Below are 12,385 nucleotides of genomic sequence, written 5' to 3'. Positions count from 1 at the left end.
AACCTGAATTATTCAATTGACCACTCTTCCTTGAGCTAAGTTAGATTTAGCGCTTCGCGAACGTATGTTAAATTTTTATTGCAACCGCATTAAAATAAAGCGAATAAACTCTCTCTAAATGTGTCAGGTACTGAATCTTTTTGTGAGCACACGAATAGAGGGGGGATTTTGATATCGTGCCCTACGATTTATTTTATGCAGTGCTGACATCACGCCCAATAGTAAGGAAATACAAAATGTGAAAAATGAAAGGAACTAACATCCACCAATAGCTACTATCAACAACAAACCAGATCTGATAAAAAACGTAGACATGTACTAGCATCAATAGCCACCATGCAACCGACGCAATAAGGTTTATGGCTGGTCCATGATTTTTTTGAAGTTTAACAGTCCGAAAGCGCCGGGAAGGAAAGCCCAGGCGAGCCCCATGATCAGCACAAAGGAGCAAAAAATATTCAGAAGTATTTGCATGTGAAGAACTTCCCTTGTTATTGTGAAATTTGTGTTTATTTTCGCAAAGAATCATCAATTGTAAAATCGAATTTCTAGTATTTTTTAGTCCTTCTCTTACACTTGCTCTGTCGCGGCCTGTTGTTTATGCTTACTTGCCAATTGTCGAAGAGAAAAATATGAAATATATACTAGCACTCTTATTAATTGTTTCTGCCAATTTCAGTTATGCTGGTGATGAGACTCCAAAATTAAAAATTAAGCTTCTTCAACCGAATGTTTACCTCCATACCTCATATCAATTTGTTGACGGATTTGGAATGGTTGGGTCGAATGGGTTAATTGTGCTAAGTGGCAGTAATGCTTTTATTGTTGATACTCCCTGGTCAGACGCAGATACTAAGTCTCTAATGAAGTGGATTCAAGAGCGAGGGTATTTTCTCAAAGGGAGTATATCAACCCATTCCCATGAAGATCGCACTGCTGGTATTCGACTACTTAATGAGCACAAGATCCCTACCTATGCATCAAAATTAACCAATGAAATACTCTCTAAATCCGGAAAAGCGACTGCAAAAAATTCTATAGATTCTGAAAGCTTCTGGTTGGAAAAAGAGCTGATAGAAGTTTTTTATCCCGGTGGTGGCCATGCGATAGACAATGTGGTTGTCTGGCTTCCAAAATCACAAATCTTATTTGGCGGTTGTTTAGTCCGTAGCGCAGCGAGTAGAAGTTTAGGCTATGTCGGAGAAGCCGCTATTGACAGTTGGCCAAGCTCAGTGCAGAAACTTGTCGATAACTATCCAACTGCCAATCTTGTCGTCCCCGGGCATGGTGCTGTTGGTGATAAAAAATTACTCAGCCATACCATTTCATTGGCTCAACAAGCTGCTAAAAAATCAAAAATTAGTAAGTCGTCTGAATAATTTGTTAAAGGTGAAATTTGAAATCTATAGTATTTTTCTTTTATCCAATCAACTGGCTACAAATTGCGCGAATGTTCCTATTCGCTAAAAACAAGGAATAAATTGAAAGTCAGCGCGTTCAAACCTCGAACTAGATTTTAGAGAATCGTTACTAAAAATTAATGTGCCGAATGCATGCCGATAAAAATCGATATGCTGCCGCCAGTTAAAGTTCGAATTACCCAAAAACTATTTACCCAAAACAATATGATCATTTTAGTAAAAGGAGATTTGTTTCATTATGTCATTTTTTAAAAAAGCACTTTCAAAAGTTGGCGTTGGGGCTGCCAAAGTGGACACTTTGCTCGATAATGCGATTGTTTACCCTGGGGGAGAGTTGTCTGGTGTTATTAAGGTAAAAGGAGGTAATGTCGCGCAAAGTATCAAAAAAATTGACTTGGATGTACGTTGTAACTATATGACGGAGATTGAGGTTGATGAAGAGACTAACCTTGTGGAACGAACTGCAACGCTTGTCGCATATGACTTAGAAGCTTTTGAAATACAACCTGATGAAGAAAAGGAAATTCCGTTTTGCATTGAAATGCCCGAGACGTCTCCGTTAACTCTCGGTCATAGTAAGACCTGGGTTGAAACTAACCTCGATATAGAATTTGCGCTTGATAAATCTGATAAAGATTATGTGCGGGTTGAACCCAATGAACTTCAACATGAAGTGTTGAGAGCAATAGAAGAAATGGGCTTTGTGTTAGTTGAAGCTGAGTGTGAAGCGGTTAAAAATTTCCATGTTCCTTTTATGCAAGAGCTCGAGTTTAAAGCGAGATCTGGGGCATTTGCACGAAGGGTGAGCGAAATTGAAGTTGTTTTCATCAACGAAGGCGATCAACTTCGCATTTTATTGGAGATCGATAGAAAAGCGCGTGGCATCAAAGGACTCTTTTTGTCGGCGTTGGATCTTAATGAAACTAAAACTTCAATTATCATTGATGAAAACAATGCGACTGAAGCAGGGAACATACTTGAAGAAGTCATTGGTTCCTATTGTTAGTGACCCACTTTCCCGCCGTTGATACTCATAAACGGCGGGAGCTGATAATTCTGACGCTAATCTAAATGTAACTAGTCCAGCGGTTTGATATATGATGTTTTTTTTAGCTGAGACTCGTAAGCTTGTTTTTTACTTTCACACTCGTCCATAAATAAGTCGGTGCCGGTTTGGTGTATTTGTGTTAGGCGGTTCTCAAGATCTTGCTGAGTTTCTAATTGACCGTCATGTGTTATATGGTCAATTGTTATATCGGTGAGGTTATTGCGCAAAAGATAGTAACCAATCAGCAGACTACGATGGCATGTAGCCGGATCTTTTTCAGCGCACATCAAGGCGATATTAAATCCTCGTTCTACGCCTTGGTTAACTCGTTCAATACCCTGTTTAAAAATTTTGGCTTCCATCAGTTTATCAAATTGCACCTGGCCATTTTCATTATAGTGGTTATCATCTTTTGAGCGGGGGCCAAGTTCATCGCCAAGGTAGACATAACGAATGCCATTTTTAGCTAAATGTGATGTTATATTTTCTCGATGGTAATCAAAAAACGCCTTGCTGTAGGGAACAGAGCGAACGTCAGCTACAGCGTTAACAGAGTAATCTTTTAATTGTTGGATAAAAATATCAATTGGTTTTGTCGCGTAACCAATGGTAAAAACTCTTTTTATCATTTATCGCTTAACCTTTGCTAAGTTAATGCTTTATCGGATTGAATTATAACTTAGTTTTGTCTTAGCGTTTATGGGTATTTTCTAAATAGATACTCCTTATATCGTAAGGATTCAACATTTGAACCTTTTATCTGAAATTCTAATGTTTCCATAGAATTAGGGACAAACTCAATTCTGGCGCTTTCTGGCTTTTCCCCAAAACTCGCAATGCTGTACATATTTCCCCAGTGAATAGCTAGTTGTTTGTCTGTATTTAGTTGAATATTAATATCACCTAACAGCGAGTGAGAATAGATTCCTGCGTAGGCTGCTTTATCGAGTGTTAGCTCTGATTTTATGATGGCTTCAGCTTTTTTCCTTAATGCATTTTTTTCTTTAAATTTTTTGGCACGTTGAGCTGTTTTAGTCAGTTGCTCTGCTAGCTCTTTCTTGATTTCAGAGTCTTTTTTCCCTAACAACTTACCATAAGCGGCATCTTCAATCGCGAACGCCAAGTCGCCACCCCATTTATCCTGGTTGCTTAGCACTATCAAACCTAACTTTTCTTCGGGGATAAATGACATATACGTACTAAATCCTGAAAAGCCGCCCCGATGAACGTAAAGCTGCTTTTCGTTGAGTTTTCTAGTAAACCAACCCCAGGCGTACCCTTGCTCTTCGCCAAATCTCGTAAATTTTGTTTGAACTTCGTGAGATTTTTCGATGACCTTACTTGGAAACACTTGTTTGCCGTCGACAATACCTTGATTAATTTGAGCAATAATAAAACGAGAAAGATCCCTGGCATTTGATATCATTCCGCCGGCGGCATGCATCGTGTTATCTTGCTTGCTCAAATAAACGGCTTTGCTTTTTTCCTCGCTCTTTACCGAGTAGCCTTTTGCCAGTTTCCAGTTGTGCTTTTTAGCGTCGCTCATAAAAGTTGAGGTTTGCTTTGTTTTTAACGGTGTTAAAACTAAGTCGTGCAAAGATTTCTGCCAGCTCTGACCAAATTTATTTTCAAACCAGACACTTAAAATATTGTAGCCAACATTAGTATACTCAAATTGATTAAGTTTCACGTTTTCATGGGGGTACGATTTCCTTACTAGTAAATTGCGGATAGAGTTATCGTGTATACCAGTGTACGCAGTTGCCAAGACTAGCGGATGATTGTCTATGCCACTTGTGTGACTTAATAAATGTTTGACTGTAACTGTTTCCGGCTGGATTCCATTAAAGCTCATTTTTGGAAAAAGCGCTCTTAGTGAAGTATTTTCGCTAATGTCACCCTGGTGCTCTTTTAACAGCGTTGCTAATGCAAAAAAAGGTTTCGTCATTGAGGCAATATAAAAGGATGTTTTCTCATCTACTTTTTGTCGAGCTTCTATATCTGCATACCCAAAGTAGCCCTCATAAACTATTTTGTCATCATTAATTATCGCTACCGCGGTGCCCGAAGGCAGCTCAATGACTTTTTTATTTTCTTTGACAAATTGATCAAGAAAGCTAAAGTCAGTTTTACTGTAAACTGGTAATACAAGAAAAATTGTCAACGCAATGATGTTAGTTAGTAATTTTTTCATGGTTCTTTGCTTCCTGGAGTAATATTAGCGGCGGTTGATGTAGCCTTGTCTAAATACGGTAAATACTTTATTTTCAGCGCTAAAGGGATGCAGGTGCTCAGTTTCCGCCAGGAGCTTTTGAGCGCCAGAAAGATCGCCCTTGGGAAGTTGTATTTTTAACTCAGTTAAAATCAGGCCATATAAAAGCCCGTTATAAATCGACATATTCATTAATGCACTTTGGGTGCGAAACGCTTGAATGATTCTTTTTTTATCCGAAGTTACCAGTGCGATAATTGACTCCTTTCCATCGGCGCACAGACTGTAAGCAATATCTTGTGTCTTTTGATAAATTTGTTCGCCTTGCTGTCTTAAGGTGATTTTTACTCCTTTTAAATTTATGGGGGTGTAGACTTTTACTCTTACATCAACACCCCGATGCGCTGCTTTTTCTAGAGAGTCCTGTAACCATTCCATAGCGTCGGGTTCGATATCTGCAAGTAAAATTTCTTCTGACTCGTCGATTATTCGAATGCTTTGGGCGATAACGTTTTCTGTGTTGTTAAGTTGGTAAACTTTTTCGTCCTGTTGTTGTAGCGGGAGCTGTTTTAAACATTCACTTAGTGTTTCTATTTTATTAATAAAGCTTTTTTGTTGAATTGATAAAAATTGTTCCCACGGAACAGCTGTGCACTGTTTACTTTCAGCCACGGAGCTTTCAATGGCTCCTTTTCTGGAAAGACTTTCCACCGCTTTGTAAACATTGGCTACAGGCTTGCCGATGCCTTTAGCAATTGAATAACCTGTGTTTGAGCCATTGATTAGTAAAAATAAGTAAGTTTCACTTTCCAGCTGGGTAAAACCAATTTGTGTGAGTTTTTCTGAAACTTGAGAACTAATATCTTCTATCGAGCTAGCCATTGTGCCGCCTTTAATTAGTAGTAGTCTTAACTACTACTATATATCTTTTGTAAAGTTTTACAAGCGTTACTTATCTTCGGAGAGTAGTATCATTTACGAATTGGTCAATATTATGTTTATTTATCAATGAGTTATAGGTTTTTCTAAGCACTGAACCACAGCAATAGTAATTCAATCGGTGGACTACAAATCAGAAATACTAATGGAAATAACCCTTATATTTTTAATTGTTCGTTGATGAATTCAAATCTTAACCTGCTCTTTAAAAGCAATGGATTATCTCGTGCTTTCGGAATAAAAACCCTGTTCCAGGAGAGTCAATAAAATAACACATAAGGCAATCATGAAATTAATAAAAGCGGTAAAACACATAACGGTTGTAAAGCTAATCACATCATCGATTCTACTATTTGTTTGCTTAAACATTTATGCTGCTGACAAAACTTCATTCCATAAATTGCAAAGTAAAGTGACTAACATTTTGCGAGAGCAACTAGACGAAGAACCCGGCATTGCACTTTTGATTCGTAAAGATGATCAAGTTATTTTTGAGTCGAGCAAAGGGAGCGCTACTAAAAATACCAAAATTCAATTAAACACAGGATTTCGAATTGGCTCAATCAGTAAACCTTTTACTGCTTTGGCTATTATGCAGCTATTGGAGCGAGGCCAAATATTGTTGACTGATTCTGTCACTCAATATGTTACCGAGTTGCCAAAAAAATGGGAAACAATCACTTTACACCATCTGTTATCCCACCGAGTGTCGGTTTCGCGTGACTTTTTTGCAGATCAAAACTTACATTTGGCCAACAATGCGACTAATGCTGATGTTATTAAATTTCTTATTTCAGACACGCTTAAGGTGTCTACCTTTAGTGGCAAAAAAGGGCGTTATTGTAATGTGTGTTATGTTTTGCTGGCTGAAACAGTCGAACGCGTGAGCGGAAAGAGATTTGCAGAATATATGCAGCAAAATATATTCATACCATCGAAAATGACAGACTCTTATATTATCGATAATCCCAGTAGCTTAAGATCAGATATTGCTCTTAACTATGCTAAAACATCTCGTTTTTTTGGTATTCAGCAATACAATACAGGGGCTATGGGACAGGTAAGCAGCCTGGCTGATTTAAGTCGGTTTATCGTTGCGTTAAAAGGCGGCAAGATTGTAGCCTCAAAAACACTCAAAGATATGACTAAAGTTCACGCGGATTTAGGAGATGACGGTTTTTATGGCCTTGGTTGGATTATCGGTTGGGGTAAACAGCCATTTTTCTCTCACGGTGGCTCTAACGATGGTTATCAATCTGAACTTTTCTTTCATCCCAAACTCAATCTAGAAATTGTTTTTCTGAGCAATGGAGGCGAAAAAACATATGAGCTTCAAAGTCAATTGATGAGAACGGTCATCAGCTATTTTAAATCGGAGGAAAAGTTATAGTTTTCTCTGCCGTGTTCAAACGCGGCGCAATTTTTCTGGTGCTGGTGTTGTCAGATCTATTAGCCAGCTTGTCTTAAAGATCTCCTATTTTAAAATCGGGTTAGAAAATTCTTTGTACTCAAGAAAACTAAATTTTTCATGCACTTACATGAAATTAAGGAACTCATTTTGAGTTTCCAATGTAAGGTTTTGTAAAGACTATGTAAAGATTGTGCAAAAAATAAGGAAATAATATCTTGAACAAGGATATAAAAATCCATCGGCTGGATAACTTATTTTATTAGCGATAGCCTCCATGAGCTTTTTTAATTTTTGGTCGTTGAGATGTCGGAAATTAAAAGCGCATAAAACAATAATTATTTGGAGGATTATAATGAAAAATAAACAGGAAAGATCCACTTTCCGGACGGCTATCATTCCAACTTTAGTGATCGGGCTATGTTCCGCAGCTAATGCCAATTCAGCTGAACGCTACGTTGTTAAATATAAACAAGGCTGGGACGGTAATTCGACTTTGACTTCTGAAATGTCGACAATTGCTCGTGATAACCGTGTTTACAACAACAGAAAACATGTTGAGAAATTTGGCGGTCAATTCAAACGAACTTTGGGACGAATCAACGCTGTTGCAGTTGAGCTGACAGCAAAGCAAGTTGAACAATTGCAAGCTTCGGAAATGGTCGAATATGTAGAAATCGATCCTAAAAGGGCGATCTTTAATCCGGTACCAATGGCAACGGATATTACGCCCATGGCGGAAAGCACACCTTACGGAATCACGATGGTTCAAGCTGATCAATTGAGTGACAATAACATTGGCTCGATGAAAGTTTGTATTACTGATACTGGTTACGATGGCGATCATGAAGATTTACGTTCTTACCAGGGTTCAGGTATCTCCGGTGATGACAATGATGGGAATGGCAATGATACCGGAAACTGGTATCAGGATGGCCACGGTCACGGCACGCATGTGGCGGGAACAATCTCTGCTATCGGCGGCAATGGTGTAGGCGTAGTTGGCGTAAGTTCTAGCGATTTAGTGGGGCTGCACATTGTTAAAGTTTTTAATAACAGTGGTAACTGGGGTTATGGCTCCGATATGGCTGCTGCAGTAGGGCAATGTGTTGATGCCGGTGCCAATGTCGTAAGCATGAGCTTGGGCGGAAGTAGTTCGAGTAATTCTGAACAAAATGCATTTGATGACGCTTATAACAATGGCGTGCTATTGATTGCAGCGTCGGGTAATGACGGTACTTCCAGCGGTAACGATGCGCTTTCATATCCTGCATCGTACGACTCGGTTATGTCTGTTGCTGCAATTGACTCAAGTAAAAGTGTGGCATCTTGGTCACAGAAAAATTCGCAAGTTGAAATCGCTGCGCCGGGTGTCAGCATTAATTCAACCTTACCTAATGACACTTATGAAGCCTGGTCAGGAACTTCCATGGCAACACCGCACGTATCGGCTGTTGCAGCTTTAGTGTGGAGTCACTTTCCAAGCTGCACTAACGCGCAGATGCGAGACGCGTTAAATGCCTCAGCTGAAGATCTCGGCTCAAACGGTTGGGATCAAAGTTATGGTAACGGACTTGTGTTAGCAAAAGATGCTTATGACTATCTAACCGAGTTTGGCTGCGAAGGAGACACCGGTGGTGGAGGCGGTGGCGGTACCGGCGAAGGTGAGCTCAATAACGGTGATTCTGTTTCATCTTTAAGCGGCTCTTCCGGAGACGAACTTAATTACTATATTGATGTGCCCGCCGGTGCTACCAATCTGGTTGTTACTACAACCGGTGGCTCTGGTGATGCTGACCTATACGTTCGTTTTGGCGCTGCGCCGACTACGAATAATTATGATTGTCGGCCGTACATTAACGGTAATGAAGAGGAGTGTGATTTTGCTTCTCCGAGTGAAGGACGTTACTACATCATGTTGCGTGGTTACTCTGCCTTCTCTGGCGTCTCTTTATCGGTAAGCTACGATGAAGATAATGGCGGCGGTGGAAGTAATGGCGACTCATTCGAATACACTGATTTGTCGGCCAGTCGCAGAGACTGGGTTTACCATACCGTCGAAATTCCAGCTGGAATGAGTAGCTTTAGTGTCAGTATTTCCGGTGGTAGTGGAGATGCCGATCTTTACGTGAGAGATGGCGCACAAGTTTCTACTTCCAGTTATGACTGTCGTCCATACTTAAACGGTAACGAAGAGACTTGTAGCTTTACTAACCCTGGCGCAGGAACCTGGTATATTGGGGTGAGGGCATATCGCGCATTCTCTGGTTTGACTCTTTCAGGTAGTTATGAGTAATAGTGAAAAGTCTTAGCGTTTTCTAAGACTCATCTAGCCCCTCTATTTTTGAGGGGCTTTCTTTTACAAACTTCTTTTAGACTACCTACTAATTTTTCCTCCTAAACCTCGCCCTCAACTTATGCTCATCGATGTCACACTTTGGTTACCTCAATCGTCTTATTCATGAAACAGGAAATTTTAATCAAGTATTCTAATCGACTAATCCAAACTGGAGACGAAATTGTGACTCAAACAGAACACTTACAGCTCATTAATGAATTTGAAACCCACTATGGATATGACAGTCAGTACATGCGAGATCTGTTAAAAACATCACCGTCAGGCTATCAGAAGTTTTCGGATATGCTACCGCTGGCGCGTCACAATGAACTACTTGATGCGGAGTCTTATTGGGTTTCCAAGTTCGCAGCGATGAAAGTTCAAGATTGCGGCGAATGCTTGCAGCTGAATGTGAAAATGGCATTGGAAAGTGACATCGATACTGAAATAGTTGTCGCAGCAGTCAAAGATCCTGATTCACTATCAAATGACTTGAGAGATTTATATGATTATTCGACGAGCATCGCTAAAAATGAAGCTAGCGACAACGCATTAACAGACCGAATGAAAGCCCGGTTTAGTAAAGGCCAGCTATTAGAGATTGGCTTAAGTGTGAGTACAGCTGCATTGTTTCCAACGATTAAGCGCGCTTTAGGAATTACGAAAAGTTGTAGTATTATCGACATTAGCATTTAGCTCAATCATTGAATTTAAAAATGTCAGATAAGGTTGTTGAAATTTTCGAAAAAGAACGTGGTAAGCTGCTTGGGTTGGCTTACCGCATTACCGGTTCTTACCTGGAAGCAGAAGATATCGTCCACGAAACTTTTATTAAGTGGTTTCATAGCAATAATAAAACCATCGCGGCACCTTACGCCTGGATGATCAAAGTGACCACCCGATTGTCTCTGGATTATTTGAAAAGTGCTCGGGTACAACGAGAGTCTTATGTGGGGCCATGGCTCCCAGAACCATTTGTTGACGATAAAGCATTGCCGGAAAATGAATACGAACTCGATCAATCTATCTCTATGGCGTTGATGGTGTTACTTGAGAGCTTGAGTGTTAATGAACGAGCAAGCTATATTTTGCATGATTTGTTTCAGATGAATTTTGAAGATATCGGTGAGCTACTGGATAAAAGCCCTGCGAGTTGCCGAAAGCTAGCCAGCCGAGCGAGAGCTAAGATAATTCCTTCAGAAAGCTCATTGCAAAAAACAAAAGAAGCTGAGGTAAAAGAGGATTATCGGTCTATCATTAACGCATTTTTTGATGCGATTAAAAGTGGCGATATTGATAATCTGAAAACAACTTTTAGAAATGACATTGTTTTTCATTCTGATGGAGGAGGTAAAGCTGCCGCCGCGTTGAAGGTGTTACATGGCCGTGATGCGGTTTCCCGATTCCTGATGAGAGTACTCAAACCTAACTTCAAAGAGTCTAATGACGATGATGTCAATATTGTCTCTCAATGGTTTAACGGTGTGCCTGGAGTCATTCTGCAAATCAACGGTCAAATTGTCACGGCTTTCCAGTTCGACCTTTATGCTGGAAAAATAAATGGGGTATATGCCTTGCGTAATCCCGATAAATTAGCCGTTTTCACCAGACATTAACTTTCTCTGAGTGTCTTATTTCCTGTATTTCGAGCAAATATCATCAACCTATAGCGCAGCTTGCCCCAGCGCCATCTCACCTTTGGTTTTCAAATAGCTGTTAAAGTATTTATTGACTATGGTTTTGTCAGCTTTGTAACTATCGATACTTTTTAACGACTAATACTTTAAACCTTCGAAAAAAAAACTAATAAATGACTATTGATTTTGAATCTTTGATAACAAATAACAGCAGCAAGATTCGTAACATAGCGCGAAGTTACACTAACTTCCATGACTACGAAGATTTAATGCAAGAGATATTAACTCAGCTATGGCGTAGTCATAGCCGGTTTCGCGGAGATTCGAAAGTTGAAACATGGCTGTATCGAATCGCCATTAACACTGCGGTCAGTTATCAGCGAACGGAAATAAAGCAACGTAAAGTAAAAGAGAAGAGTATTGCGATGAAAAGCGTTGATGCTGCGTCGCAGGGGCTCAGTCACGATGAAATATTACATGCTTTTATTAGCACATTAAACGAGATCGATCGTGCGGTTCTTATGATGTATTTAGATGGATTAACGGCCAGTGAAATGGAAAGTGTGTTAGGCATTAAAGCGAATGCAATAAAAGTGAGAATTTCTCGCTTAAAGGTCAAGTTTCGAGAGCAATTTGTTGATTAGTTGATATTTATTACAAAAAGGAGATAAACGATGGAATTAGATGATTTAAAAAAAGCGATAGAAAAGGAAAAACAAACAATGAAAATTAAGAACCCCTTATCATTTAGTGAGTTAAAAACTAAAGTGAGTAAATTTGAACGGTCGATAAAAAGAAATTTTCTTATCGAGACATTAGTTGCAGTATTTGCTTTTATCATGGTTATTGTTGCAATGGTATCCGGGCCCTATATTTACCCACTAATTGTCAAAGAACTCCTGCCAGAACTCGCGTCAAATTTTGAGCCGAAACTCAACTTTATGATGTACCTGGGGTTATTTTTAATGGCGATTTATTGCCTATTTGTTCCGCTTAAGTTGTATTTTGCAATAAAAGTCGATGATTCCTTAAGCTGGACACTGACATCTCGCGTGGATAAGGAAATTGAAAAATTGGAAAAGCAAAATAGACTATGGTCCAGCGCGAACACATGGTCATTAGCGCCTGCAGCGATAATTGGTGTGTTATTTTTCTGGGGACTTCAATATAGTTTATCAGGGAGCTGGTATCCGAATATTTATTTATCTCTTTATTTTGTTTTTGTTGTTGTGTCTTTATTTTTGGGAGTTTGGTTGAAAAATAATCTCGTAGAAGAAAAAATTCGTCCACTTCTTGAAAAACTATACGCAATTAAAGAAGAAATAAACACTGACTACACGCTTAACAAATCTTAACCAGGTAAATTTCTTAGCCGGGCAGGT

General features: G+C 39.4%; 12 protein-coding genes. 8 read left to right on the top strand and 4 right to left on the bottom strand.

The features are described from left to right. Positions 1 to 193: 193 nt before the first annotated feature. On the bottom strand, positions 194 to 325 hold the full coding sequence (locus tag FLL46_RS27825; protein ID WP_281281951.1) for a hypothetical protein: 132 nt from the start codon (positions 323 to 325) through the stop codon (positions 194 to 196). Positions 326 to 632: 307 nt separating this feature from the next. On the opposite strand from FLL46_RS27825, the gene blaDIM reads away from it, so the two are divergent. Together blaDIM and FLL46_RS07330 are read left to right on the top strand one after the other, a co-directional pair. After that, positions 633 to 1,379 (top strand): DIM/SIM/IMP family subclass B1 metallo-beta-lactamase, encoded by a 747-nt coding sequence (gene blaDIM / locus FLL46_RS07335; RefSeq protein ID WP_142892839.1) that lies wholly within the window; start codon positions 633 to 635, stop codon positions 1,377 to 1,379. A gap of 280 nt (positions 1,380 to 1,659) precedes the next feature. Continuing rightward, entirely contained in the window at positions 1,660 to 2,427 is a 768-nt protein-coding gene (locus tag FLL46_RS07330; RefSeq protein ID WP_142892838.1) for a sporulation protein, read from the top strand. A 71-nt stretch (positions 2,428 to 2,498) separates the two neighbouring features. Here the strand turns inward: FLL46_RS07330 and FLL46_RS07325 are convergent, their stop codons facing one another. The 3 genes from FLL46_RS07325 to FLL46_RS07315 all read right to left on the bottom strand — a co-directional run bounded on the left by FLL46_RS07325 (position 2,499) and on the right by FLL46_RS07315 (position 5,563). Beyond that, positions 2,499 to 3,098 carry a DUF488 domain-containing protein gene (locus tag FLL46_RS07325; RefSeq protein WP_142892837.1) on the bottom strand — a complete coding sequence of 200 codons (600 nt, stop codon included), beginning with the start codon at positions 3,096 to 3,098 and terminating at the stop codon, positions 2,499 to 2,501. A 68-nt stretch (positions 3,099 to 3,166) separates the two neighbouring features. After that, entirely contained in the window at positions 3,167 to 4,663 is a 1,497-nt protein-coding gene (locus tag FLL46_RS07320) for a serine hydrolase domain-containing protein (protein WP_142892836.1), read from the bottom strand. A gap of 24 nt (positions 4,664 to 4,687) precedes the next feature. Continuing rightward, complete coding sequence (locus tag FLL46_RS07315) at positions 4,688 to 5,563, bottom strand: TrmB family transcriptional regulator (RefSeq protein WP_142892835.1); 876 nt, start codon at positions 5,561 to 5,563, stop codon at positions 4,688 to 4,690. A 343-nt stretch (positions 5,564 to 5,906) separates the two neighbouring features. On the opposite strand from FLL46_RS07315, the gene FLL46_RS07310 reads away from it, so the two are divergent. From FLL46_RS07310 to FLL46_RS07285, 6 genes are all read left to right on the top strand, one after another. After that, positions 5,907 to 7,010, top strand: a complete 1,104-nt coding sequence (locus tag FLL46_RS07310) for a serine hydrolase domain-containing protein (protein ID WP_142892834.1) — start codon at positions 5,907 to 5,909, stop codon at positions 7,008 to 7,010. 373 nt (positions 7,011 to 7,383) lie between these two features. Continuing rightward, on the top strand, positions 7,384 to 9,324 hold the full coding sequence (locus FLL46_RS07305; RefSeq protein WP_142892833.1) for a S8 family serine peptidase: 1,941 nt from the start codon (positions 7,384 to 7,386) through the stop codon (positions 9,322 to 9,324). Positions 9,325 to 9,549: 225 nt separating this feature from the next. Next, a complete protein-coding gene (locus tag FLL46_RS07300; RefSeq protein WP_142892832.1) occupies positions 9,550 to 10,062 on the top strand; it encodes a hypothetical protein in 513 nt (170 codons plus the stop codon). A 20-nt stretch (positions 10,063 to 10,082) separates the two neighbouring features. Next, complete coding sequence (gene sigJ, locus FLL46_RS07295) at positions 10,083 to 10,982, top strand: RNA polymerase sigma factor SigJ (RefSeq protein WP_142892831.1); 900 nt, start codon at positions 10,083 to 10,085, stop codon at positions 10,980 to 10,982. Positions 10,983 to 11,176: 194 nt separating this feature from the next. Continuing rightward, positions 11,177 to 11,647, top strand: coding sequence for an RNA polymerase sigma factor (locus FLL46_RS07290; protein WP_142892830.1), 471 nt, complete (start codon positions 11,177 to 11,179; stop codon positions 11,645 to 11,647). A gap of 30 nt (positions 11,648 to 11,677) precedes the next feature. After that, positions 11,678 to 12,358: a hypothetical protein gene (locus FLL46_RS07285; protein WP_142892829.1), complete on the top strand. Its 681-nt coding sequence runs from the start codon at positions 11,678 to 11,680 to the stop codon at positions 12,356 to 12,358. Positions 12,359 to 12,385: the final 27 nt, after the last annotated feature.

It is taken from the genome of Aliikangiella coralliicola, from assembly GCF_007004725.1.
GTDB lineage: Bacteria > Pseudomonadota > Gammaproteobacteria > Enterobacterales > Kangiellaceae > Aliikangiella > Aliikangiella coralliicola.
The sequence above is the reverse complement of the archived record's forward strand: the minus strand, read 5'-3'. Positions and strand labels throughout refer to the sequence as shown.

Coding starts and splice junctions, on each gene's coding strand:
- FLL46_RS07305 (WP_142892833.1), top strand. CDS start 7,384: ATGAAAAATAAACAGGAAAGATCCACTTTCCGGACGGCTATCATTCCA.
- FLL46_RS07325 (WP_142892837.1), bottom strand. CDS start 3,098: ATGATAAAAAGAGTTTTTACCATTGGTTACGCGACAAAACCAATTGAT.
- FLL46_RS07290 (WP_142892830.1), top strand. CDS start 11,177: ATGACTATTGATTTTGAATCTTTGATAACAAATAACAGCAGCAAGATT.
- FLL46_RS27825 (WP_281281951.1), bottom strand. CDS start 325: ATGCTAGTACATGTCTACGTTTTTTATCAGATCTGGTTTGTTGTTGAT.
- FLL46_RS07285 (WP_142892829.1), top strand. CDS start 11,678: ATGGAATTAGATGATTTAAAAAAAGCGATAGAAAAGGAAAAACAAACA.
- FLL46_RS07320 (WP_142892836.1), bottom strand. CDS start 4,663: ATGAAAAAATTACTAACTAACATCATTGCGTTGACAATTTTTCTTGTA.
- FLL46_RS07315 (WP_142892835.1), bottom strand. CDS start 5,563: ATGGCTAGCTCGATAGAAGATATTAGTTCTCAAGTTTCAGAAAAACTC.
- sigJ (WP_142892831.1), top strand. CDS start 10,083: ATGTCAGATAAGGTTGTTGAAATTTTCGAAAAAGAACGTGGTAAGCTG.
- FLL46_RS07310 (WP_142892834.1), top strand. CDS start 5,907: ATGAAATTAATAAAAGCGGTAAAACACATAACGGTTGTAAAGCTAATC.
- blaDIM (WP_142892839.1), top strand. CDS start 633: ATGAAATATATACTAGCACTCTTATTAATTGTTTCTGCCAATTTCAGT.
- FLL46_RS07330 (WP_142892838.1), top strand. CDS start 1,660: ATGTCATTTTTTAAAAAAGCACTTTCAAAAGTTGGCGTTGGGGCTGCC.